Annotated in this window: 23 protein-coding genes; 21 read left to right on the top strand and 2 right to left on the bottom strand. The window is 42.8% G+C overall.

Annotated elements, in window-relative coordinates; all coding sequences use genetic code 11:
- The first annotated feature begins 711 nt into the window (after window positions 1–711).
- The 14 genes from CZ225_RS24660 to CZ225_RS23595 all read left to right on the top strand — a co-directional run bounded on the left by CZ225_RS24660 (window position 712) and on the right by CZ225_RS23595 (window position 13,551).
- Window positions 712–921 (top strand): hypothetical protein, encoded by a 210-nt coding sequence (locus CZ225_RS24660; RefSeq protein ID WP_005654431.1) that lies wholly within the window; start codon window positions 712–714, stop codon window positions 919–921.
- Between the two features lie 160 nt (window positions 922–1,081).
- Window positions 1,082–1,534 carry a ferritin-like domain-containing protein gene (locus CZ225_RS01830; protein ID WP_008777875.1) on the top strand — a complete coding sequence of 151 codons (453 nt, stop codon included), beginning with the start codon at window positions 1,082–1,084 and terminating at the stop codon, window positions 1,532–1,534.
- 102 nt (window positions 1,535–1,636) lie between these two features.
- Complete coding sequence (locus CZ225_RS01825) at window positions 1,637–2,284, top strand: MarC family protein (RefSeq protein ID WP_005851956.1); 648 nt, start codon at window positions 1,637–1,639, stop codon at window positions 2,282–2,284.
- 50 nt (window positions 2,285–2,334) lie between these two features.
- Complete coding sequence (locus CZ225_RS01820; protein WP_005859444.1) at window positions 2,335–2,817, top strand: ferritin; 483 nt, start codon at window positions 2,335–2,337, stop codon at window positions 2,815–2,817.
- 28 nt (window positions 2,818–2,845) lie between these two features.
- Window positions 2,846–3,895 (top strand): class I fructose-bisphosphate aldolase, encoded by a 1,050-nt coding sequence (locus CZ225_RS01815; RefSeq protein WP_005825795.1) that lies wholly within the window; start codon window positions 2,846–2,848, stop codon window positions 3,893–3,895.
- Between the two features lie 13 nt (window positions 3,896–3,908).
- The gene (gene gpmA, locus CZ225_RS01810) at window positions 3,909–4,658 is read left to right on the top strand and encodes a 2,3-diphosphoglycerate-dependent phosphoglycerate mutase (RefSeq protein WP_005825796.1); all 750 of its coding nucleotides are present in this window, start codon (window positions 3,909–3,911) and stop codon (window positions 4,656–4,658) included.
- A 75-nt stretch (window positions 4,659–4,733) separates the two neighbouring features.
- Window positions 4,734–5,162 (top strand): Hsp20/alpha crystallin family protein, encoded by a 429-nt coding sequence (locus CZ225_RS01805; protein WP_005825798.1) that lies wholly within the window; start codon window positions 4,734–4,736, stop codon window positions 5,160–5,162.
- A 101-nt stretch (window positions 5,163–5,263) separates the two neighbouring features.
- Window positions 5,264–5,761, top strand: a complete 498-nt coding sequence (locus CZ225_RS01800; protein WP_032537059.1) for an RNA polymerase sigma factor — start codon at window positions 5,264–5,266, stop codon at window positions 5,759–5,761.
- Window positions 5,762–5,783: 22 nt separating this feature from the next.
- Entirely contained in the window at window positions 5,784–6,770 is a 987-nt protein-coding gene (gene pfkA, locus CZ225_RS01795) for a 6-phosphofructokinase (RefSeq protein WP_005825800.1), read from the top strand.
- A 13-nt stretch (window positions 6,771–6,783) separates the two neighbouring features.
- Window positions 6,784–9,030, top strand: a complete 2,247-nt coding sequence (locus CZ225_RS01790; RefSeq protein WP_005825801.1) for a cation:proton antiporter domain-containing protein — start codon at window positions 6,784–6,786, stop codon at window positions 9,028–9,030.
- 27 nt (window positions 9,031–9,057) lie between these two features.
- Window positions 9,058–11,616 (top strand): alpha-glucan family phosphorylase, encoded by a 2,559-nt coding sequence (gene glgP / locus CZ225_RS01785; RefSeq protein WP_005654457.1) that lies wholly within the window; start codon window positions 9,058–9,060, stop codon window positions 11,614–11,616.
- A 16-nt stretch (window positions 11,617–11,632) separates the two neighbouring features.
- Complete coding sequence (locus CZ225_RS01780; protein WP_005825802.1) at window positions 11,633–12,442, top strand: arginase family protein; 810 nt, start codon at window positions 11,633–11,635, stop codon at window positions 12,440–12,442.
- A 52-nt stretch (window positions 12,443–12,494) separates the two neighbouring features.
- A complete protein-coding gene (locus tag CZ225_RS01775) occupies window positions 12,495–13,031 on the top strand; it encodes a methylglyoxal synthase (protein WP_005654459.1) in 537 nt (178 codons plus the stop codon).
- 331 nt (window positions 13,032–13,362) lie between these two features.
- A complete protein-coding gene (locus CZ225_RS23595; RefSeq protein ID WP_159441741.1) occupies window positions 13,363–13,551 on the top strand; it encodes a hypothetical protein in 189 nt (62 codons plus the stop codon).
- 331 nt (window positions 13,552–13,882) lie between these two features.
- Here CZ225_RS23595 and CZ225_RS01770 read toward each other — a convergent pair whose 3' ends face one another.
- A complete protein-coding gene (locus CZ225_RS01770) occupies window positions 13,883–14,092 on the bottom strand; it encodes a hypothetical protein (RefSeq protein WP_005829337.1) in 210 nt (69 codons plus the stop codon).
- 121 nt (window positions 14,093–14,213) lie between these two features.
- On the opposite strand from CZ225_RS01770, the gene CZ225_RS01765 reads away from it, so the two are divergent.
- The 3 genes from CZ225_RS01765 to CZ225_RS01755 all read left to right on the top strand — a co-directional run bounded on the left by CZ225_RS01765 (window position 14,214) and on the right by CZ225_RS01755 (window position 15,928).
- A complete protein-coding gene (locus tag CZ225_RS01765) occupies window positions 14,214–14,630 on the top strand; it encodes a DUF3408 domain-containing protein (RefSeq protein ID WP_004327094.1) in 417 nt (138 codons plus the stop codon).
- 29 nt (window positions 14,631–14,659) lie between these two features.
- Window positions 14,660–15,064: a DUF3408 domain-containing protein gene (locus tag CZ225_RS01760; RefSeq protein ID WP_004315818.1), complete on the top strand. Its 405-nt coding sequence runs from the start codon at window positions 14,660–14,662 to the stop codon at window positions 15,062–15,064.
- A 75-nt stretch (window positions 15,065–15,139) separates the two neighbouring features.
- A complete protein-coding gene (locus tag CZ225_RS01755) occupies window positions 15,140–15,928 on the top strand; it encodes a ParA family protein (RefSeq protein WP_077152770.1) in 789 nt (262 codons plus the stop codon).
- Between the two features lie 108 nt (window positions 15,929–16,036).
- On the opposite strand, the gene CZ225_RS23590 is transcribed toward CZ225_RS01755, so the two are convergent.
- Window positions 16,037–16,198 carry a hypothetical protein gene (locus tag CZ225_RS23590; protein ID WP_153862836.1) on the bottom strand — a complete coding sequence of 54 codons (162 nt, stop codon included), beginning with the start codon at window positions 16,196–16,198 and terminating at the stop codon, window positions 16,037–16,039.
- 987 nt (window positions 16,199–17,185) lie between these two features.
- Between CZ225_RS23590 and CZ225_RS01750 the strand changes: the two genes are divergently transcribed.
- The 4 genes from CZ225_RS01750 (at window position 17,186) to CZ225_RS01730 (ending at window position 25,718) form a co-directional block, all read left to right on the top strand.
- Window positions 17,186–19,066, top strand: coding sequence for a carboxypeptidase-like regulatory domain-containing protein (locus CZ225_RS01750; protein ID WP_004327093.1), 1,881 nt, complete (start codon window positions 17,186–17,188; stop codon window positions 19,064–19,066).
- Between the two features lie 910 nt (window positions 19,067–19,976).
- On the top strand, window positions 19,977–22,847 hold the full coding sequence (locus CZ225_RS01740) for a TonB-dependent receptor (RefSeq protein ID WP_004311273.1): 2,871 nt from the start codon (window positions 19,977–19,979) through the stop codon (window positions 22,845–22,847).
- Between the two features lie 13 nt (window positions 22,848–22,860).
- A complete protein-coding gene (locus CZ225_RS01735; protein ID WP_004312956.1) occupies window positions 22,861–24,132 on the top strand; it encodes a DUF4876 domain-containing protein in 1,272 nt (423 codons plus the stop codon).
- A gap of 23 nt (window positions 24,133–24,155) precedes the next feature.
- Window positions 24,156–25,718, top strand: a complete 1,563-nt coding sequence (locus CZ225_RS01730; protein WP_004327091.1) for a DUF6850 family outer membrane beta-barrel protein — start codon at window positions 24,156–24,158, stop codon at window positions 25,716–25,718.
- Window positions 25,719–25,720 lie beyond the last annotated feature (2 nt).

Here is a 25,720-nt window from a genome sequence, read left to right as displayed (position 1 = left end):
CATTATCCTCCTTTACATTTTTATTATTGTCAAATAGATAAGATACTCACGGAAGAGTGGGTTATGGCCTATACTGCCTGCGGCATCATGGTCTGTTTTTCTGCTTGTACTATATAGAGCTTAATGTACAGCTTGAGGATTTCAAAAAAATTGTGACGGGCTTTGGCAGGCAGTAATTCTAAGACTTTTAATGAAGAAAAATTAAGCCACCCCTTAAAAAAGGAGATATTTCCTTTGAAAGAATTCATTTCTTTTATTACATTTGTATTAGTCTTTTAAAAATAGAAGATTTATAGTAAAGCGTTAAGGCATTATCCAAGTTCAGGAAATCCCCAATTTCGAAACAACAATTGGATAATACATTGGACGCTCCACGTACTATTTATATAGATTTTTGTTATATATAGGCGTGGGGCTTTGTGTATTATATGTTGTTGAGTATGGGGATACTTCTGAACGGTAATACCAAAGTTCCCACGCTTAACTTTATATAAACACAACTCCAGGGAACAGGGTTGGCTTATTATAAACATTATGAAAGCAACTTGTTTTAAAAGCGAGACAACTGTCTCCAACGACTCCCCCCCCCTTCGTTTGTTACTGTCTTTTGTGGAATATTCTATCCTTTCATTTCCATCCTGTCTCTTTCGGGACATACCGTTCATTATCATACAAATTACATGCCAAGACACTTTTCTGCCTTCTCCTTCTATGGTACTAGATAATAGTAACTCCCCCTGTCACACAGAGGAAGAACTTTGGTTGCAGGTACTTTCTCTATCAAGAGAGTTGCAGGACTGTAAAGCTAGTCTGCACCATAATACTTTGGACTGTATTTCCGATAAGATTGAAGGAATAGAAAGAGAACTGGATATCTTATTGGATATTCTGCAAGGAAGACAAGACAAAAAGACACCATAGCACTATTTTTTGTGACAATTTGTCTATGCGGATAAGTATCCTATTATTTAAGCCTCGTTTAAGAATTCCGTTTTATGGGTTACCCACAATCGAATGGAATTTTTATATACAGGGAATAACACATAATATTAGTAATGGATTTTCAATATTCAGAGTGATAATGGATAAACGAATAGAAAACGCCATGAATGAGTTGATCAATACAGAAATATGGTCAACCGGTTTATACCTGTCATTGCAGGTCTATTTTGAAGATGAACGGCTTCCAATACTTAGCTCCTGGCTAAACTCCCAAGCACAGGACAATATGAACAAGGTTTATCAGATGATGAATCGGATATGCCATGATGGAGGATGTGTTGCAATCAATGAAATGAAACGGGATACACATGAATGGACAACGCCATTGAATGCCCTGAATGAATTGCTTGAACACGAGCAGTACATATCATGTCAGGTAAACACATTTCTCATATTATGCCGGAATGTGAACATGTCCTTCCATTCTTTCATCAGCGGGCTGTATGCAGACCGTATATATGTAAGTACGGTATTTATGGAATTATTACGTATCCTCGCCAAGGAAAACGAACGGAGACTACCTTATTTTTGACGGTATGGATTTAAGATTGATATTCTGCAAAATTTAATATTGCAGAATGCTATCTGGTATGTTTTTTGCGATATAATAATCGACAATAAAATATATGTCATCATGGATATATTTGTATATATAACATTGTGTTTCACTTCGCTATTCACCTTGATGGACCCGCTTGGAGTGATGCCGGTATTCCTGCAAATGACTGATGGAATGGATACGAAAGAACGCAGATGTATCGCCTTGAAAGCATGTACCATTGCATTTATCATATTAGTCCTTTTTACATTATCGGGCAGGTTCCTGTTTCATTTTTTCGGCATCTCAACAGACGGATTCCGGATTGTGGGAGGTATCATCATCTTTAAAATCGGATATGATATGTTGCAGGCACATTTCACCCATGTGAAACTGAATGAAACTGAACGAAAAGAATATTCCAAAGATATAACCATCACACCTCTTGCCATTCCGATGTTATGCGGTCCGGGAGCGATTTCCAGTGGAATAACATTGATGGAAGATGCTTCGGAATATACTTTCAAAATAGTATTGCTTGGCGTAATCGCTTTGGTCTGCATTCTTTCATTCTTTATTCTGTGCGCGTCCACCCAGCTTTTAAAAATCTTGGGAGAGACGGGAAACAATGTAATGATGAGACTGATGGGACTTATTCTGATGGTGATCGCCGTGGAATGTTTTATCAGCGGGATACGTCCGGTATTAATTGAAATTTTGAAACAAGCCCATGCTTGTTCTTAAAGAAGAGAGATAATTTGGATTTATTATTAACATTAAAAGTTTGATTCGTCATGACTGAAAAATTGCAAAATGCCCTGAATGAGCAAATCACAGCAGAATTATGGTCTGCCAACCTGTATTTATCGATGTCTTTTTATCTGGAAAGAGAGGGCTTTTCCGGAATGGCTCGCTGGATGCAGAAACAATCTGCAGAAGAGATCGGGCATGCATATGCCATTGCTGAGTACATGATTAAGCGTGAGGCAACCCCGAAAGTGGACAAGGTCGATGTGGTTCCACAAGGTTGGGGTAACCCTGTTGAAGTATTCGAACATGCTTTGGAGCATGAAAAACATGTTTCCAAACTGATTGATGAATTGGTACAGGTAGCATCCGAAGAGAAAGACAATGCCACTCAGAACTTCTTGTGGCAATTTGTTCGTGAGCAGGTAGAAGAAGAAGCGAATGTACTCAATATTGTTAGTCGGCTAAGGAAAGCCGGAGACAGTGCTATCCTTTTTATGGATGCAAAACTGGGTGAACGGGAGTCATAAACCAGAATAATCAATAAAAATAAATAAGATGAAAATAGTAGATTTATTGGGAGGACAGGCTGAGTACTACCTGAACCATACATGTAAGACGATAGACAAACAACTTATCCATATTCCGGGACCGGATATGATAGATAAGGTATGGATGAATTCCGACAGGAATATACGCACCTTGGAGAGCCTACAAGCCCTGTACGGGCACGGGCGTTTGGCCAATACCGGGTATGTCTCCATCCTGCCGGTGGATCAGGGGATAGAACATTCTGCAGGAGCGTCTTTCGCCCCCAATCCGCTTTATTTCGATCCCGAAAACATCATAAAGCTGGCCATTGAAGGAGGATGCAACGCCGTGGCATCCACATTCGGAGTTCTGGGAGCTGTGGCACGTAAGTACGCCCATAAGATTCCTTTCATCGTGAAGTTGAACCATAACGAGCTGTTGACTTATCCGAACAGCTACGACCAGGTAATGTTCGGTACGGTAAAAGAGGCATGGAACATGGGTGCTGTAGCTGTCGGCGCTACCATTTATTTCGGTTCGGAACAAAGCCGCCGCCAGATAGTAGAAGTGTCACAGGCTTTTGAATATGCCCACGAACTGGGAATGGCTACTATTTTATGGTGCTATTTGAGAAACAGCAGCTTCAAAAAGGATGAAACCGACTATCATGCCGCTGCCGATTTAACAGGACAAGCCAACCATATCGGGGTTACCATCAAAGCCGATATCGTGAAGCAGAAGCTCCCATCCAATAACGGCGGTTTCAAGGCTATCGGATTCGGAAAGACAAACGAGCGTATGTATTCGGAACTGACCACTGACCATCCGATAGACCTTTGTCGTTATCAGGTGGCGAATGGCTATATGGGACGTGTCGGATTGATCAACTCGGGCGGGGAATCCCATGGGGAATCCGACCTGCATGATGCCGTCGTAACGGCAGTAGTAAACAAGCGTGCAGGTGGTATGGGGCTGATCAGCGGTCGTAAGGCTTTCCAGAAACCGATGAAAGACGGAGTTCAACTTCTGAACACCATTCAGGACGTATATCTGGATTCTTCAATAACCATTGCATAAAGGAGAAGTATCCATGAAAAGAATAGTGTTATTACGTCATGGCGAAAGCCTATGGAACAAAGAAAACCGTTTTACCGGATGGACGGACGTGGATTTAAGCGAGAAAGGAGTCGAAGAAGCCTGCAAGGCAGGCGATGCATTACGGGAGGCCGGATTTTCTTTTGAGGCAGCTTACACTTCTTACTTGAAACGTGCCGTAAAAACGTTGAACTGTGTCCTGGACCGGCTGGATGAAGACTGGATTCCGGTTGAAAAGACCTGGCGGCTGAACGAGAAGCATTACGGCATGCTTCAAGGACTGAATAAGAGTGAGACGACGGTCCAATATGGTGAAGAACAAGTACACATCTGGCGAAGAAGCTATGACGTGGCTCCCGCTCCGGTAGGCAAAGATGATCCCCGTAATCCGGGCATGGATATCCGCTATGCCGGTGTGCCAGATAGGGAACTTCCCCGTACGGAATCCCTGAAAGATGCTATTGGGCGTGTCATGCCTTACTGGGAATGCATCATCTTTCCCGCATTGATGTATAAGGACAGCCTGCTGGTAGTCGCCCATGGCAACAGCCTGCGCGGAATCATCAAGCATCTCAAAGGGATTTCCGATACGGATATTTCCAACCTGAACCTGCCTACGGCGGTTCCTTATGTCTTTGAATTTGACGACAGACTGGTTCTTGTCAAGGACTACTACCTTGGAAACCCGGAAGAGATACGGAAACGGACAAAGGCTGTAGCTGAACAAGGTATGATCAGACGATAAAAGTCAGTCAATCAGACTGGATTGTATTGTCTTTTTGAATATTTTATTTATTAACAATTAAAAAAGGAGGTAAAAATGGTACCTGTAAAAACAAACTCAAACTGGTTGCCGAGTATTTTTAACGATTTCTTCGAGAATGAGTGGCTGGCAAAAACGGGAGTTACGGCTCCTGCCATCAATGTCATTGAGAATGACAAGGACTACAAGGTTGAAATGGCGGCTCCCGGAATGACAAAGGATGATTTCAAGGTGAATGTTGACGAGAACAACAACCTGACAATCTGCATGGAAAAGAAAGAAGAGAAGAAGGAGGAGAAGAAAGACAAGAAGTATCTCCGCCGCGAATTCTCATATTCCAAGTTCCAGCAGACCATCCTGCTGCCTGAAAATGTGGAGAAGGATAAGATCTCCGCAAAAGTCGAACACGGGATTCTGTCCATTGAAATCCCGAAAATGAAGGAGGAAGAAAAACAAAAAACTTTCAAGGCTATCGAGGTTAAATAATTCCAGATCTGGAATGTCGTAAGGTCGGACAGGCTTTTCTTGTTCGGAAAAGCCGTCCGACCTTTAACAGACACTTCCGGAACAGGGAACCGGCACAACCGATGAAGGAATTCAATTTTGAAAAAGAACTACTTGGCGTACAGGACGAACTGTTCCGTTTTGCGTACAAACTGACAGCTAACAGGGAGAAGGCGGAAGACCTGTTGCAGGATACCCTGCTCAAGGCAATGCTTCACAAAGAAAGTTACAACAAGAACACGAATTTCAAAGGGTGGCTGTTTATCATCATGCGCAACACGTTTATCAACGGTTACCGGGCGGAGGTCGGTCATACCCGCCTGTACATATCCTCCGATCCTGCATATTATTCGCGGATCATGGACGAGTCCTGTAGAGAGGAGGTGGACAAGAACTATGACCTGGAAAAGATACGTAATGCCATCAAAAGTGTACCGGAGTCACATTTCATACCTTTTGAGATGTACCTGTCAGGATTCAAATACCGTGAGATAGCGGAAAGAACCGGCGTGAGTTTGGGAACTATAAAGAGCCGTATTTTTCACTGCCGGAAAAAACTGAAAGCTATATTGGCAGAATGAAACAAAACAAGAACTGAGATAGATGAAAAAAGATGAATATATAGGAATTCTGACTTCCGGAGGGGACGCTTCCGGAATGAATGCGGCTATCCGTGCCGTGACCCGCGCCGCTATTTTTAACGGATTTAAAGTGAAAGGAATTTATAGAGGTTACGAGGGGCTGATTGCCGGTGAAGTGAAAGAACTCACTACGGAAGACGTAAGCAGCATTATCCAGAGGGGAGGTACCATACTGAAAACAGCCCGCTCCGAGACTTTCATCACTCCCGAAGGACGCAAGAAAGCTTATGAGATCATACAGAAAGAGAACATCAATGCATTGATAATTATCGGTGGAGACGGTTCCCTGACGGGAGCCCGGATCTTTGCGGAGGAGTATGATGTGACGTGCATAGGATTGCCCGGCACCATTGACAATGATCTGTACGGCACCGATTTTACCATAGGATATGATACGGCCCTGAACACCATCGTGGAGTGTGTGGACAAAATCCGGGATACGGCCACCTCGCACGACCGCATTTTCTTTGTCGAGGTGATGGGGCGTGATGCGGGCTTCCTGGCACAAAACAGCGCAATAGCTTCCGGTGCTGAAGCGGCCATCATTCCGGAAGACCGGACGGACGTGGACCAGTTGGAAACATTCATCGGACGTGGATTCAGAAAGACGAAAAACAGCAGCATCGTAATTGTGACCGAAAGTCCTGAAAACAAGAATGGAGGTGCCATGTATTACGCCGACCGGGTAAAGAAGGAATATCCCGGATATGATGTCAGGGTTTCTATCCTGGGCCATCTGCAACGGGGTGGCGCTCCGAGTGCCAATGACCGCATACTGGCAAGCCGGCTGGGTGAAGCCGCAATCCAGGCCTTGATGGAAGGCCAGCGAAATGTTATGATAGGCATACGGAACAACGAGATTGTTTATGTTCCTTTTGTCCAGGCAATCAAAAAGGACAAGCCTATTGACAAAAGCCTGATCCGGGTCCTTAACGAATTATCGATCTAAAATAACCGTTAATATGTCAGAAGTTGCTCCTTTAATATCGGATCTTGCCATAATTCTGATTATTGCCGGTATTGTAACCGTCATTTTCAAGTGGCTGAAGCAACCGGTCATATTGGGCTACATTGTAGCCGGTATTATGGCGGGTCCTTCCGTTTCCCTGGTCCCGACTGTTTCCGATCCTGCCAATATCAAAATATGGGCGGACATCGGTGTCATTTTTCTGCTGTTCGCGATGGGACTGGACTTTTCGTTCAAGAAATTGATAAATGTGGGCATTACGGCTATCGTTGCCACTGTCACTATTGTATGTGGCATGATGTTCATAGGCTATACAGCGGGGAATGCAATGGGGTTCTCCCACATGAGCAGTATTTTTCTGGGTGGAATGTTGTCCATGTCGTCCACGGCCATCGTATTCAAGGCCTTCAATGACATGGGACTTCTCCAACAGAAATTCACCGGCATTGTCTTGGGGATTCTTGTCATCGAAGATCTGGTGGCGGTAGTGATGATGGTTATTCTTTCCACGTTGGCGGTAGGCAAACATTTTGAAGGGAAGGAGATGCTGGAAAGTATATTGAAGCTGGCCGCTTTCCTGATTTTCTGGTCGGCATTGGGTATCTATCTGATACCTACCCTGCTGAAGAAGATACGCCGTTTCACCAGCAACGAGATTTTATTGATAACCTCTCTGGGACTTTGCCTGGGAATGGTGATGATTGCGACAAAAGCGGGATTTTCTGCCGCATTGGGAGCCTTTGTCATGGGGTCCCTGCTGGCAGAGACCGTTGAAGCGGAAAAAATCGCACATATCGTACAGCCGGTAAAAGACCTGTTCGCTTCCATATTTTTCGTGTCGGTGGGAATGATGATCGATCCTGCCATGATGTGGGAATATGCCGTCCCTATTCTTATCCTGACATTGCTGGTACTGTCCGGTCAGGTCCTGTTCGGGAGCTTTGGTGTCCTGCTTTCCGGCCAGCCGTTGAAAATTGCCATACAGTCCGGCTTTTCACTGACACAGGTCGGTGAGTTCGCATTCATCATCGCATCTTTAGGCGTCAGTCTGAATGTCACGGACAAGTATCTCTATCCGGTCATAGTGGCCGTATCTGTCATAACGACTTTTCTTACCCCCTATATGATACGGCTTTCGGAACCGGCATACCGGTTTATAGACATCCACATGCCTGGATTCCTGAAAGATTATCTCGTACACTATACGTCCGGGGCAATGACTGTAAAACACCAGGGCACTTGGCATAAACTGATCCGGTCTATGCTGGTGTCTGTCACACTCTATCTGGTCGTATGCGTTTTTTTCATCACTTTATATTTTTCCTATGTGCATCCTTTGATTAGGAAAAGTCTGCCGGGAATGGAAGGGAACTTGTTGGGCTTCATCATCATCTTTCTTGTCATATCTCCGTTTCTATGGGCCATCATCATGAAAAAGAACAATTCAGCCGAGTTCCGTAAACTCTGGACGGACAACAAGTTCAACAGAGGGCCTTTGGTATCAATCGTACTTGTCAAAATACTGATTTGCACGATTATCATGATGAGTATCATTACCCATCTTTTCAATGTTGCCTTGGGAGCCGGGCTGGTAGTTTCTTCCCTTATCATTGCCGTCATTTATTTCTCCAAGCGGATCAAGAAACGGTCGCTGACTATAGAGAGACAATTTATGGCAAACTTTCAAGGGACGGATGGGAATGGACTTTCTACAGAAAGTGATACAGGCTCCACCCTTGGCAGCAATATCCCGTTCAAGGAATTACATTTGGCGGATTTCACAGTATCCCCTGATTCCATATATGTGGGCAGAACATTAAAAGAAAGCAGCCTGCGCACCTTGTTTCAGATAAATGTGATTTCAATCACCCGTGGAGAAAAACGCCTGGATATACCACAAGGGGAAGAGCATCTCTATCCATATGACAAGGTTACGGTCGTAGGTACGGACCGGCAGTTGGAAAGCTTCCGGACATCCATGGAGCAAAAGAAGGTAGAAAGGAACGGGAACGGAACATCCTCGCAGGATGAGATGGAAATAGGGCAATTTCCTGTCGAAGGAGGTTCACCATTGATCGGAAAGACGATCCGGGAGGCAGACATATCGGATAGCATCATTATCGGAATAGAGAGAAGTACCGTGAATATTATGAATCCAGACCCTGATACAATTTTCAAGGAGAATGATACGGTATGGATTGTCGGTAAACGAAAAATAATAAAAGGATTGAATAAAGATTAGAACTTATTTAATTTAATATAAAATGTCATGGAATATTCAAGTTATAATGTAAATACCCCTCAATGGAGGGAGATTACAGTAGGTTCACATCTTCCTGCAGAACTGCGGAAGCTTGCAGAAATCGCACATAATCTCTGGTGGACATGGAATGATGACGTAAAGAAACTGTATTGTGATTTGGACCCGGGACTTTGGAAAGAGGTGGAACAGAATCCGGTATTGTTTCTGGAGCGGATAAATTATGAAAAGCTGGTAGCGCTGGCACATGATGAGAACTTTGTCTATAAAATGGATGCCGTCTATTCCGCCTTCAAAAAATACATCGATGTGGAACCGGACCACCAGCGCCCGTCAATAGCTTATTTCAGCATGGAATACGGCTTGGATGAAGTTCTTAAGATATATTCCGGTGGTTTGGGAATGTTGGCGGGGGATTACCTGAAAGAGGCGTCGGACAGCAATGTGGACCTTTGTGCCATAGGACTTTTGTACCGTTACGGTTATTTTGACCAGTCGCTTTCCATGGACGGCCAGCAGACAGTCAATTATAAAGCGCAGAATTTCGGGCAGCTCCCGATTGAAAAGGTAATGCAACCGGATGGGAAACAACTGGTAATCCACGTCCCCTATGCCGACAGTTTTGTGGTACATGCCAATGTTTGGAAAGCCAGTGTGGGGCGTATCCCCCTTTATCTGCTGGATACGGACAATGAACTCAACAGCGAGTTTGACCGCCCTATCACTCACCATCTGTATGGAGGTGACTGGGAGAATCGGCTAAAACAGGAAATTCTGCTTGGCATAGGCGGGATGATGACGCTGAAAGCTTTGGGTATAACGAAGGATGTATATCACTGTAATGAGGGGCATGCCGCATTGATCAATATCCAGCGGCTTTGTGATTACATAAATGGCGGCTTGAATTTTGGGCAGGCCATGGAGCTGGTACGTGCTTCCTCACTTTATACCGTACATACTCCCGTACCCGCTGGTCATGATTATTTTGACGAAGGGCTTTTCAATAAATATATGAAGGGATATCCTGGCAAGTTGGGTATAACCTGGGATAACCTGATGGATCTCGGGCGTCACAATCCGGGAGACAAGGAGGAACGTTTCTGCATGTCTGTCTTCGCCTGCAAGACCTGCCAGGAGGTAAACGGCGTCAGCAAGTTACATAAATCGGTATCCCAGCAAATGTTTGCGCCGATCTGGAAGGGATACTTCCCGGAAGAGAACCATGTGGGTTATGTAACCAACGGGGTACATCTGCCTACCTGGTGTGCGGCAGAATGGAAAAAGCTTTTCAAGGACAATTTTGATGAGAACTTTTTCTGTGACCAGTCCAATCAGAAAATCTGGGAGGCTGTCTATGGCATCCCAGATGAAGAGATATGGAATACCCGGTTAAAACAGAAAGCAAAATTGCTGGACTATATCAAAAGCAAATGCAGCAAGGACTGGCTCAGGAGTCAGGTTGATCCGGCATTGAGCGTTTCCATTTTTGAGAGATTCAATCCCGATGCCCTTCTAATAGGTTTCGGACGCCGTTTTGCTACATATAAGAGGGCTCATCTTCTGTTCACGGATATAGACCGACTTGCTAGGATCGTGAATAATCCGAAATATCCGGTACAGTTCATCTTTGCAGGCAAAGCCCATCCCAATGACGGTGCCGGGCAGGGACTGATCAAGCAAATCGTGGAAATATCCCGGCGCCCGGAATTTTTAGGTAAAATCATATTCTTGGAGAATTACGACATGGACCTGGCGCGCCATCTTATCTCGGGTGTGGATATCTGGATGAATACCCCTACGCGGTTGGCAGAAGCTTCGGGTACGTCGGGCGAGAAGGCATTGATGAACGGTGTGCTTAATTTCTCCGTGCTGGACGGTTGGTGGTATGAAGGATACCGCAAGGATGCCGGATGGGCACTGACCGATAAAAGTACTTATCAGAATGAACAGTACCAAAACCAGTTGGATGCCGAAGCCATCTATTATTTGTTGGAGCATGACATCCTGCCACTATATTACGAGCATGGGGGGAAGAACTATTCGGAAAACTGGGTCAAGTATATCAAGAACTCAATCGCACAAATCGCTCCCCATTTTACCATGAAAAGACAGTTGGACGACTACTATGACAGGTTCTATAACAAGCTGTCAGAGCATTTCCATATTCTGGCAGCCGACAACTTTGCGAAGGCGAAAATGATGGCTGACTGGAAAGCAAACGTCCGGAGCAGATGGGATGCCATAGAAATCAAATCCATAGAGGCTGGGAATGGGCTGAATGCCACGGTTGAAGCCGGAAAGGAATATGAGGTGACGGTTGTCGTTGATGAGAAAGGCCTGGATGACGCAATCGGAATAGAATCGGTCATTATCAGGCATGAAGGCGGTCAGGATCACATATATGAGGTAATTCCCCTTTCGTCAGTTTCCAAGAATGGGAATTTATATACCTTTAAGGCGACATCCGGCATTTTCAACGCCGGAAGCTTCAAGCAGGCCTTCCGTATGTATCCCAAGAATGCTTTGTTACCTCACCGGCAAGATTTCTGTTATGTACGATGGTTTTAATGAACAGTAAAAGGATATGCAAAAACAACGTATGAGCGGGCAAAATCAAAAAACAGATAAACGGATAGCATGGCCGATCATCATCATGAACTTCACGGGAGTGTATGACTACGAGGCGTTTGCCCGGAACAATAAGTTTATATGGCTGGACTGTCGTCATCTTTATGGTACAGAGGGCTACTGTGACAGGGATGGTACTTTGGCTTTGAAGCGGATGATTGCTGATTATCCGGCGGAGGGAGTCCATTTCATCGATTCAGGCAATTATCATTATTTGACTAAATTCTGGACAGACAAACTCGAAACTCCGTTTTCGCTGATTGTGTTCGACCACCATCCCGATATGCAGCCACCGTTGTTTGACAACATACTTTCTTGCGGAAGTTGGGTAAAGGATATATTGGACCATAACAACAACTGCAAGAAAGTAATTATCGTAGGTGCTTCAGACAAACTGATACAGGCTGTGCCGAAAGGATATGAAAGACAAGTCCGGTTTTACAGTGAAACTACGCTCATGCACGAAGAGGGTTGGCAGGACTTTTCTTCCGGACATATCAACGGGCCGGTTTACATTTCCATAGACAAGGATGTCTTGAATCCGGCTTCGGCAGCAACAAACTGGGATCAAGGTTCTCTCAGCTTATGGGAATTGGAGAAACTGCTGGCTGTTATTCTTCAGAAAGAACAGGTAGTGGGCATTGACATCTGTGGGGAATGCTCCACAACACTCAATCTTTTTGAAGAAAAACGGGAAACCATCATGGATAGCCGGGCAAACAAAGAATTGCTCAGACTTATCCGGTCATCCTCCGGCCTTCAATAGAATTAGTTTTTTCTTGTTATTATAATTTATCATATAAAAATAATTTAGCTTTATGAAAACAATTGTTCGAAGAATTGGGCTTGTTGCACACGATGCAATGAAAAAAGACATGATAGAGTGGGTTCTCTGGAACTCGGAACGTCTGATAGGACATAAATTCTATTGTACGGGTACAACCGGTACACTAATTAAAAAAGCCCTTGAAGAAAAACATCCTGAAATCAAATGGGATATCACAATCCTGAAATCTGGTCCTTTAGGAGGTGACCAGCAAATTGGTTCGCGGATCGTAGAAGGAGAAATAGACTATCTGTTCTTTTTTACAGATCCGATGACACTACAGCCGCACGATACGGATGTGAAAGCATTGACCAGACTGGCTGGAGTTGAAAATATTGTTTTCTGCTGTAACCGTTCGACTGCGGACCACATTATTACGAGTCCTTTATTCACTGACCCAACTTACGAACGTATTCATCCGGATTATACCAATTACACGCAGCGTTTTGAAAACAAGGGAATCATATCTGAAGCAGTGGAGCAAGTGAAAAAGCGGAGGAATAAAAGTGAGAATAACATTTCCAAATGAACTGTAATAAGTAGTAGCATATTTATAAGGCTATCTAAGAAACAAGTTGTTTACATCTTTCAGAACTGGTATCTACTGAATGGTAATCTGCTTCCACCAACCCTTCTGGTTGGTGGAAAGAAACCACTTATAAAATATTTCGCTTCCTTTATGCATCCCAGTCGAAAAAGGACAAGGGCATTGCGGGTGTACATCACTCCTTTCACCTTCTTGTTTAGTCCTTCCAGCAAAGTCTTACTACCAGTTTTTTCTGGAACTACCTTGTGAAAAATTATGCGAAAATCGCCTTTCTGTGCCCGGATTCATCCGCAGGATCCCATGCCAAAGGGACATGGAACATGCCGGTAGCTTATCCCCCACGACTCCGGAGCATCAGGGGGTAGGGACGGTTTGGCGGCAGGTTGCCGTTAAACCGTACGATTTTCGTTTAACGAAAACACAACTTGCTGTCCGCAGGAGCGGACCACATTTATCCAATAATTATTGTGTATTAGCCCATTGTATGGCTATTCTCCTGTGATTTACGAGGCATTTCCATCAGGTGTTTGCCGGCTGCTCTCCCCATAAAAGGGTGGATATCTCTCCATAATCATATGACTTACGTCCATAATTCGGGAATAAGGAGGCGAATATACGGGAAATCTGCCCTTTACATGCCCTATTGTCCATTAATGGATTGTTACTTCTACACATCTACAAATGGAGAGCGGCAGTGAGCCGTATATGGTTTATGGTTTTTCTGCATTATCTTCATTAATGGATTACTACTTCTACACTTCTGCAAATGGAGAATGTAGCCGTGTACACCTTATGGTCTTCCTTCATAATTCTCCATTAACGGATTAATACTTTTACACTCCCATAGACCGATAATTTAAGAATCCGTATCCGGACGGATGCGCGCTCTCACGCCTGCCCATAAGGATTAAAAAGGAACGGTGGACAAGGAAACGGAATCCCGCTCGCTTTTCCACACCACTACGGGCCTCTGATGTCGCCTCCGCATAGGAAGAACCGTCCGAACGGAACGGCATCTCCGTCCCCCCCGTCATGTGTATCATGACAATAACTGACTTTGGATGACTATAAGTGACAGGTGGTTTCATCCTGTTCTCTTCTTCCTTTATTTTGTATTCCGAGACAATACCAGTTGTGTAATTTAATAATTTAAGATTTTAAAATATGGATTCAGAAAAGGAAAAGAACCGGCTTTCCGATATCGTTCTCGAGAGGGTCGGACTCACGGGGAACCTTCTGTCAGCTCCCGTTTCCCCATCCCTGGAACCAGTGGTGGAGATACCAAGTCATGGAAGTCAGGTCCGGGCAGGGAAAGTGACAGGTCCGGAGGAATACAAGAGGAGGTTTCTGGTTCCCGCTCCCAGAGCCGCTGAGTGGAAGACCGCCTACATTGATGGGAGACTGCACCGCCGGATCGCCATGCTGGTCAGGGCCGCCGGCTGCGGCAGCATCTCCGGTTTTATCATCCGGTTGTTGGAACTCCATATGGAGGAACACAGGGAGGACATCGCCTCCCTGCTCGGTGAGGTCTACCGTCCCTGGGATGAGGACGGACAGCCGGGAGGAACACCTCGCCGATAAAACGTTGTCATTGTCCAAGAAGGCATATCATGACAGGAAAGAACGTAAAAGAGCGGATTGGTCTTGGCGGGATGGACGCGGACCGCATCCGTGAGATCATGGGGGAAGCGCCTGCCTGTCCCCGGAAGAGACGTGGAACGTCCGGTAACGACATTATACGTCCCGCAAGGAAAAATGGCCCCATGCAACCGTCCGTCTACGGGGAGGAATACCTGCATGGCATTGCGGGCGTGCAGCGTCGGTCGCTGCATATTCCCGCCGCCCTGCACCGGAAACTGTCCATCCTGGCGGGAGCCTCGAGAAACGGAAAGGTCACTCTGGAGGGGTTCATCAACCACCTTGTCTCGCGGCATCTGGAAGAATACAGGGAAACGACGGACATGATTCTGGAGGAGTCCCTGCCCGGCCCGGTCATAAAGGCTCGTCCCCCATGACAGGGGATCTCCCCCGATGGGAGCATTATTTTTGTTTCTGAAACAATAGTGTTTAACTTTTAATGAAAAAGAAGTATGATGAAAAAAGAAAAAGAGTTGTTGGTTGCCATCGCCAGCCAGAAGGGTGGCGTGGGAAAATCCGTCTTTACGGTACTGCTGGCCAGTGTCCTGCATTACCGCAAAGACGTGCGTGTGGCGGTTGTGGACTGTGACTCCCCGCAGCACAGCATCGCCCTGATGCGTGAGAGGGACATGGAGAATGTCATGAAAAATGACGACCTGAAGGTGAACCTGTACCGGCAGTACGAAAGAATCCGTAAGCCTGCCTATCCGGTCATCAAAAGCGACCCGGAAAAGGGGGTGGAAGACCTGCGGCGTTATATGGACGAAAAAGGGGAGACTTTCGATATCGTGCTCTTCGACCTTCCCGGAACGCTCCGCAGCGAGGGGGTGGTTCATACCGTTGCCGCGATGGACTATATCTTTGTCCCGCTCAAGGCGGACAATATCGTCATGCAGAGTTCCCTGCAGTTTACCAAGGTGCTGGAAGAGGAGCTGATCGCCAAGGGGAACTGCAACTTGAAAGGAATCCGGCTGTTCTGGAACATGGTGGATAGAAGGGGACGGAAGAATTTGTATGATGCCTGGAACCGGGTCATCCACAGGATGGGGCTGCGGCTGCTGTCCTCACACATTCCGAACACCCTCCGCTACAACAAGGAGGCGGACCCTGTCTGTAAGGGTGTCTTTCGTTCCACGCTGTTTTCACCCGATCCCCGTCAGGAGAAAGACTCCGGCCTTCCTGAACTGGTGGAGGAGATATGCCATGCCATCGGTCTGGAGGAATCCGATACCGAGCGGTAGCGGATGATAGGATACAGACACCTTGAATAAGGGCTTTTAGCCTAAGATAAAGTAAGATAATTGCATGATAATAAGTTTTTTACAGATGTGACTTCTCCTATAAAAGCATTACCTTAGTAGTGTAATGTGCGCCAAGAGGTCACACAAGTAATTGTTCAGCATCGTGTCTGAACCTATTGTTCCATCAATAGTAGCCTGAAGAGGCGTACGTGACTGGCAACGGTCGGGTGCGAAGCCCTCTTGACAACGACGTTCCAACCTAAGCATCATAGGCGAAGAATGTCAAAGCTGACTGATATGAGTAACCTAAGTGAATCGCCGTACCATCGTGACTATGAATTAGCTCACGGATATTTATGGGCCATTCCAAAAGGCAAGCAGTCAGGATAGTACGCTGTTACATCGTGCTACACGGATGTCGCACTGCTGGTGGATAGGCGGAGTCTAAGTCGGTCGTCAGTTATTTGTGCGAAACTTGGTAAGCCCGTATCTCTCCCGTCAGCCAATAACCGATGGGTGGCCAATTGTAAGAGCGGCCGAATGAGGTGCGGGTAAAGGATTGTGGAGAAAGCGAATGCCATGGTGTAATGCCCTGGATAAAGGTTTCAACGTCACCCTACGCGAAAGTGGGCAGACTTCCACAGGGTAATTCTTTGTGAAACGAATTGTAGAACTTCAAGTATAAAGAAACAGCAAAGGAACAAGGCGCAAGCCGAGTGTGCATCTTCAGCCGGACGCAAAACCGTGTGGAAAGGAATAGACTTCGCACGATGCGAACGTAAGGTATCAATCGTTCACTGACTGCTATGTTCGGTATTAATGCAGACTGAATCCTTAATCATTTATCCAAACTCTTGAAATATCAAAGCCTGATTTAAGTGCAGATAACTGATAGAGTTTGGATAAATGGAAAGTTTGAATAAAATACATTATTATCAATTTCTACAGATATTTTTCCTTGCGCTCACACCCCACTGCATATTTGAGAAAACAGAATGATTTAACATACTATTTTTCATATCCAATCTTTTTTAATACTCCCCATGATAATACTCACTATAAAAAGTCCAATCGAATAATTTTACGCGGTGATAAATGAAATTAATAGAAAGCGATTACCTTTGAAGAAAAAGTCTGTAATTTGGTCAAGAGAAAAGTACAATAGGTCAAAACATGGATATTATAATTCGCTTTATTTGCACTACCATTTTAAATCTAATTGTATTAATCCTTATTATAAACTTTAATATCTGCACTATGAAGAGAAAAGTACTATTAAGCACATTGTTTCTAATACTACATTTCACTGTAGCATTAGCACAGCAAGTAACTATTTCAGGGCAAGTGTTGGATGAGAAGAGTGAACCTCTTATCGGTGCCACGATAAATATCGAAGGTACCACCAATGCAGTAATCACCGATTTAGAAGGAAAGTTCACGATAAAAGTACTTCCTTCTGAAAAACTGGTCATCAGTTATCTGGGATATAAGCCCAAAACTATCACTATCGGAAAGAACCGAAGATTTGATATCATTCTAGACCCTTCAGTCACAGAGATGGATGAGGTGGTTGTTGTAGGCTATGGTAGCCAGCGAAAAAGTGATATTGCAACCGCCGTTGCTTCTGTGAATATAAAAGATATTGTAAACAGTAGTTCTACGCAGACGTTGCAAGCACTACAAGGCAAAATCAGCGGAGTACAGATTATCCCCACAGACGGTTCATTGTCAAGCGGAATGACTTTCAGAATCAGAGGTGTCAACTCCGTCACAGGAGGAACCCAGCCTCTCTTCGTCATTGATGGTGTACCAATGCCTACTCAACAGATCACCAATGAAGATACCGAAACGGTAAACAATCCTCTGCTGGGACTGAATCCAAATGATATTGAATCCAATTTGAATTATTGGAATCCTCGTCCTATCAAAAAGGATAATCCATATTTGACCGTCCAAAGGAAGCTCTCTCCACAGACTGTGGAGGATTTCGCCAATAGACTGTTCATCTACCAGGTAGGAAAAAACAATCATATCGGCTTTCCATTCCGCAAACCCTCCCAGATGGAAATCCTTAACTTTGAAATGAGGAACTATTTTGCAGAGACCAATACCAATTATAAAGCCTTTGCCACGGGTGGTGACAAGGCACAAAGCTGTTGGATGGCCAATTTTGTTCCTTTTGACAAGGTTACAGACATATATCTCTTTGAATCCGCTATTGACGCAATGAGTTTCTACGAAATAAACCATTATACTAAAGAAACCACATGCGCATTCATAAGCACGGGGGGATATGTCACCAAATCCCAAATAGAGAATATAAGCCGTATATTCCCATCTGATAAGGTAAAGTGGAATTGTTGCTATGACAATGATGCCAGCGGTAATGGTTTTGACATCACCACAGCATATTATCTCAAAGGTGAGGAATGTAAAGCTTTTGCAAGGACCAACACTGGAGACACATATAAGACCATCTATTTAAGTTTCCCGGATGGAAACACACAGACCTTCAAAGAAGATGCATTTTCCTCCGGCGAGTATCTTAAACAACATGGTATAGACAATGTAAATATCATCAAACCTTCACGGTACAAAGATTGGAATGAGCTTCTTGTCTATTACAAAAGATTTGATTTGAACCTGGGTCCAGGAATGAAATTCATCCCGGCTATCGAAAAGACCATATCCCAACTGAATCTAAGAGGATATGAACAATTGGCCAATAGTATCAGTTCTTCCACAAAAGAACTGGTGGATTCTCTGCTTGAGCAAGCCAATTACTGCATTTCCGCACCTCTTGCCGAGAGCGGCGCTTATACTCTTATGGTAGACTGTAATATCTTCATGGGGCTGGACACGATGGTACCGGTACCAAGCAACTTATATGTTATAGAAAAGTGCACGCAAAAAAAGATATCGGCACATGCCATAAATGAATTTCTTAAAAAAGAATATATAAACATTTTTAGAGACATGAGTTCATCTGATTTCAAAAATTTTCTAGAGAAAGACATCCTAACTTATACAAAGGGTGCTGTAGAAAAGAATTTTGAGAAAGTGATATTGACTTTCGGATGGAGCCTTAAACCTTCAATTCTAAAAAAAAAGAGTTTTGACTTAGAACATGGTATATAGCATAACAATACAGCATGATACCATAATAGTAGCTGTTTCAAGCAGACATGTTGTCACAATTCCTGCCAGGTTTAATGGAATGATTCTCGGGCTTTGGAACTTGATACAGATTTTCGTTGCCTACTGTAATGAGAATCCGAATTGGGTGAGTAATGTCCGGTCACTGTGGGGTGACCGATTCAAATAGGGACAGGTATGGAACGGATGCCTATTCATGCCCCTATTATAGCTGACACATGGACTTTTATACATTCTTGCACTTTTTAAGTGGGTAAAAAAGTACTATTTGTATTTTATACAAAAAATTGTTTGCTTAATGAAATGGAACATACATTGCCAATGATATTTAATACCTATATATAGGTATTAGATGCGTTTTTATACCCAAAAAATGGTATTTTTATAATCTTTTGTAATATCTAATTTTGCGTCCTAAAATAGATCTTTTATCGAAGAGAGATACAGTTTCCTTATATTTGAACTGGGGCTTCTGTAAAGTGCGATAAATATGAGGCTGGAACGGAGCTATCAGAAGAATTTTGGAGAAAATCCGTTTTTTAACTTAGTTAGATCTATCAATGAAAATATAAGTATTTATCTGCGTTGTATTAAGATATAGCATATCAGAACTACAACCATCCCGTTTTTTATTTAGATTTGCAGTTTGCTTTTAATCACTCAAGATCCGTATTACTATGTATGGAACTTAAATAAAGTACTAATATATATTGGATTTTCCTAAATATAATGCAGTTGCTATATTGTTAGACAACAGACGGTTGAGGTCTGTGAGATTATGCAACGGCACCAACAAAAACAACATGTATTTTTAATAATTTTAGTTTTGTTACACACAATGGTTTGTTTTAATTTAAAATTTACATATAATTTTGCATTATTAATAAATATGATGTTACTTATGAAAAAAGGTATTTTGGGGTGTAATATTATATACTTGTTTATACTTATTTGCATAGGAATTGCCCTCCCTATCAAATCGCAAAACAATTACAAAGTAAAACTTACAGGCACTGTTTATGAGTACGACCACAACAACAAGCGTTTGCCTTTAGAATTTGCAGCTGTGTCTATTCCTGAAATTGCACTAGGGACAACCTCTGATGAAAATGGTAGATACATACTGGAAAACGTACCTACTGGTAAAATTCGTATGCAAATTCAATATTTGGGCAAAGTCTCCATTGACACCTTAATAAATGTAAATAAGGATTTGGTTCTTAATTTTACAATGAGGAATGAGGATTTTAAGTTGAAAGAAGTTACAGTAACTGCAACCAACAGCCGTTCAGGCAAATCCACATCTTCTCACATTTCCCGCTCTGCTATGGACCATATGCAAGCGACCAGTTTATATGATGTAATGTCATTGATGCCAGGTGGAATTTCACAGAATCAAGATATGAGTTCGGCACAACAGATTAACATCCGTCAAGTTTCCAGTTCCAGTGGTCCGGAAGCTCCGATGAATGCTATGGGCACCGCAATAATTCGTGATGGTGCCCCCATCTCAAATAATGCTAATCTATCTGCGATGAGCCCTACGGTATTAAGTGGTACGGAAACACCCGCTTCATTGGCCGGAGGTGCCTCGCCGGCTGGTGGAACCGATGTTCGTAGTATTTCTACTGAAAATATAGAGTCTATACAAATCGTTCGTGGTATCCCTTCTGTTGAATATGGTGATCTGACCTCAGGAGCAGTAATTATTAATACAAAAGCTGGTCGTGAGCCGCTACGTGTCAAAGCAAAAGCCAATCCCAATATCTATCAGGTGTCTATGGGAACCGGTTTTGAACTTGGAAAAAAGAAAGGCGCTTTAAATGTAAGTGCAGATTATGCTTATAATACGAATAATCCAATATCCAGTTACCAGCACTATCAGCGTGCCACAACAAAGTTGCTCTATTCAAATACTTTCTTTAATAATAAGTTACGTACCAATTCCAGCTTTGATTTTATTTATGGTAAGGATCAACGTGAACGTAATCCTGATGATGAACAAACTAAAACAGCTTCGGAAGGCCGCGATATAGGTTTTACTTTGAATACCAATGGTACATGGAATATAAATAAGGGCTGGTTAAAAACACTACGCTATGTATTGTCAGGTACGTATATGGATAAAGACAGTTATTATGAAACCGTATACAGTTCTGCTACATCTCCTTATTCCATGACCACTACAAACGGTGCGGTACTTAGTAACTTTGCAGGTCAGCATATCTATGATGCCAATGGTAATCAAATTACTAATTTTGGACCGGAAGACATAAATCATTATGCTGTTTATCTACCAAGCAGCTATTTGGGACACTATGAGATCGATAGTCGTGAAGTTAATTTGTTTGCTAAAGTGACGAGTTCTCTATTCAAGGCGAGCGGTCATGTAAACAACCGCATCTTGATTGGTGCGGATTTCCGGAGTGACGGTAACGTTGGTAAAGGAAAAACTTATGACCCAAGTACTCCTCCTTATCGTAGTCAATACGGTCATAATTCATCTTTCCGTCCACGTAACTATAAGGATATTCCTTTCATTAACCAATTTGGTGCATATGTGGAAGATAATTTCAAATGGTCCATAAGCGGTACGCATGATTTGAACATTCAGGCTGGTGTGCGTTATGATCATACCTCAGTAGTAGGAGGCATTTTCTCGCCACGTGTAAATGCATCCATTGATTTGATTCCGAATCTATTAAGTCTTCAGGGAGGTTACGGTATTGCTGCAAAGATGCCTTCTCTTCTCTATTTATATCCAGAAAATGCATATTTTGAATATATCAATATAAATGAGCTTACCAATGAAAATATTCCGGAAAGCCAGCGCTTGTTTATGACTACCACAGAAGTTCGGCAAGTAGATAACTCAGATTTGAAGATTGCCCAAAATCATAAAGCAGAAGTCGGTTTTAATTTACGAGTGGGTAAAACCAATCTGAATGTAATAGCTTATAAGGAGCGTCTGAAGGATGGTTATGTAATGAGCCAAACCTTCAACACCTTCAATACATTTATCTACAATGAATACCAGCGCACAGAAAACGGGATAGAGCTTAGTAGTAGCCTACCGGTATTGTCTACTTATGCAAAACCAACTAATAATTTAAATATAGAAACTAAAGGTTTAGAATTTGATTTGAATATCGGACGTATTGATGCTATCCGTACGGCCTTCCAAATAAATGGCTCATGGATGCGTACTAAGAGTTGGCGTCAGGGTTATAGCTTCTATGACAATAGCGAAGATGCTGCTTCAGCCCGTAAACCGGTGGCCATTTATTCTCAAGAAGGCAATGCAAGTTACAAACAACAATTTGTAACGACTTTACGTGCCACTCACAATATCCCGCGTATCGGTTTTGTTGTTACGATGACAGCACAAGCTATTTGGCAGCAGTCTAATTGGAATACATTTGGAAACGATTCTATACCTGTGGGCTATTTAGCATTGGAAGATGCGTCTGTAAATATGTTTCCCAAGGGGAAATATACCACTACCCAGCAAGTAAAGGATGCAGGATATGGATATATGTTGAATAATGTAAGTCATAATAATGCTATAAAAGAATCATACAGTCCTTATTTTTGTTTTAACTTGAATGTAACTAAAGAAATTAGCAATATGCTACGTGTTTCTTTCTTTGCCAACAATATGTTCAGAAGTTATCCGCGCAGAGAATCCAAACGTAATCCGGGTTCATATATTCAATTGAATAACCGATTTTTCTTTGGGCTGGAATTATCACTCACTTTATAATGTTTAGGAAGTTATGAAAAAATATTTAATATATTTGTTTACATTGGCAAGTACCCTTTTGATAGGATGCGATTCGTTCAGGGACATGTCTGGCACAGCAGAAGTGAATCCTATCACAGTGGATGTATATTTGGATATTACCGTTGAAAATATATCCACACTGAAAGATCTGACTGTAAAGTTCGACAATTACGATGAAGATTTACATTATGTAAAAGAAGTAACTGATAATAGTGTGAAAGTTGACGGAATTATCCCCGGAATTTATTCGGTAACAGTATCCGGTACAGCGATCGATACAGAAAACAATGAATACTACATCAATGGCAATTCTGTAAATGCGGCATTATTTAAGCATGGTAGCGCATTGAATATTGAAGTACAAGGGCTTAAAGTGAGCCCATTAATATTCAAGGAGATTTATTATTGCGGTAGCCGTCCGGAAAAAGGAGGAGTCTATTTCCGAGACCAGTTCTATGAGATATACAATAACTCTGCTGACATTTTGTATTTGGACGGTATTTATTTCGCAAATTTAACTCCGGGTACAGCTACCACTAAATTACCTATTTGGCCGGAAGCGGACGGTAATAATTATGCATATGGAGAACGTGTGTGGAAATTTCCAGGAAATGGAACCGAATATCCGTTAGCGCCAGGTGAATCTTGCATCATTTCTCAATTTGCCGCTAACCATCAGTTGGACATCTATAACCCTCAAAGTCCTATAGACGGCAGTAGTTCTGAGTTTGAGTTTAATATGAATAATCCAAACTTCCCTGACCAGGCAGCTTATGATATGCAACATGTTTTCTACCAAGGAAAAGCAGAGATGGGAAGTATACCACAATATTTGACATCCGTATTCGGAGGTGCTTATGTGATTTTTCGTGTTCCTGAAGGAGAAGCTTGGGATCCGGTCAACGATGAAAATATGAAGACAACAGATCTTAGCAAACCGAACAGCAATGTTTATTATGCAAAAATACCTATTAAATATGTATTGGATGCTGTTGAAGCAGTAAACAATGAGTCAAAGATGAATGCAAAACGTGTCCCCGGTGTACTTGATGCAGGTATTACTTGGGTAGGAGCTACTTATTGCGGTTTAGGTATTGCTCGCAAATTGTCCACAGACGAAGAAGGTAATCCTATTATTCGCGAAGAAACAGGTACATATATATATCAGGATACAAACAACAGTACGGATGACTTTGAACGTGGCGTTGTTCCTGTAATGCGTCGTAATGGAGCAAAAATGCCTTCATGGAATCACACATTGTAATAATTAACTAAAAAGACAGAACAATGAAAAAACAATATATGAACTATATGAAAAGCTGCCTGCTGGTAATGATAGCCTGCCTTGTAAGTATGGTGGGAGCGGCACAGGGCTTCTCTCCCGCCGCTATGGAACAATTGAAAACAAGACGACTATGGTCTCATTCACAGAATGCTGCCGGTATGCCATTCGATGATATTCAGAATTATTCGAATGTTATATTGGGATATGACTTACAGGACGGAAACTATTGCCGTCCGCAAGAGGGGCAGAAAGAGGCTATCGTAGGTGTATCCAGTGAAGGCTTTATCAATCTGAAAAATGCATATGTGTGGGGAGCATTTAATTTTGCACAAAAAAATCTGACAGATGCCGGATATAACGCCTCCATTGCCGATCCATTCAGGGGAATGCCTTACTATGTCGCAGACCAGCACTTAAGCAAATGGAGAAATCAATATTACGATCTGAAGTTTCGTGCAGCTACTCCTTTACTTGGTAATCATTGGGCATTGGGGTTGGAAGGTAATTATGTAGCTACATTAGCTGCCAAACAGCGCGACCCGCGTGTGGATACCCGTTTTTATACGCTGGGACTGACGCCGGGGATTACTTACAAGTTGAATAATTCACACAAGTTTGGTGCAAGTTTCAAGTATAGTTCTATCAAGGAAGACTCAAGAATGAGTAATGTCAACTCTTATGTGGATCAGGACTATTATATATTATACGGTTTGGGAACAGCCATAAAAGGAATAGGCAGCGGTGTAACCAGCAATTATATTGGAGACCGTTTCGGTGGAGCTCTCCAGTACAACTTCAGTATGCCCTCTTTCAATTTACTGCTTGAGGGCAGTTACGATGTAAAAGCGGAAACTGTTCAGCAGAGCTATACGACTCCTAAAAAAATAGCCGGTGTAAAAGATAAAACTGCTCATGTTTCTTTAACGATGATTCAGGAAGGAAAGGACTATACCAATTATATGAGAACCACATATACAAATCGTAACATCGATGGTATTCAGTATATTTCTCAACGCGATAACTCTGAATCACAAAGTGGCTGGGTGGAATTATATAATAACATCCGTTCTACGTACAAGGCACAAACCGCTTCTCTTAATTATGCATTAAGCAGAAACCGCGGGAATGAATATAGTTGGAAAGCAGAATTAAATGTGAATTATACCAAGCAAGACGATGAATATTTAATGCCTAATTCTGTACAGAATGCAGAAAATTTATCTTTAGGCTTAGGTGGCAAAAAAAATTTTGTTTTAGGCAATAGTTTGAATCGCAGGCTTTTAATAGATGTTCATGTTGCGTATAACAATAATCTGGGAGGTGAATATGTATATGGTGGCAGCCATGCAGACTATCCAACTGTAACCGAATTACAACAAGGGCTGACTAATTATTATACCTGTGATTACTATCGTATTGGCGGGTCGATAACGTATTCGCAACAAGTCAGAGAAAACAGACGTATGAACTTATTTGCAAAAGTTGTATTCGATCGTGTAAATACCTCTGACTATGATTATGATGGGCGTACTCATTTATCGATAAGTTTAGGATGTAATTTTTAATG

The sequence above is a fragment of the Bacteroides bouchesdurhonensis genome (assembly GCF_900155865.1).
Lineage (GTDB): Bacteria > Bacteroidota > Bacteroidia > Bacteroidales > Bacteroidaceae > Bacteroides > Bacteroides bouchesdurhonensis.
Note: the sequence above shows the minus strand (reverse complement) of the source record. Positions and strands in the feature narration are given on the sequence as shown.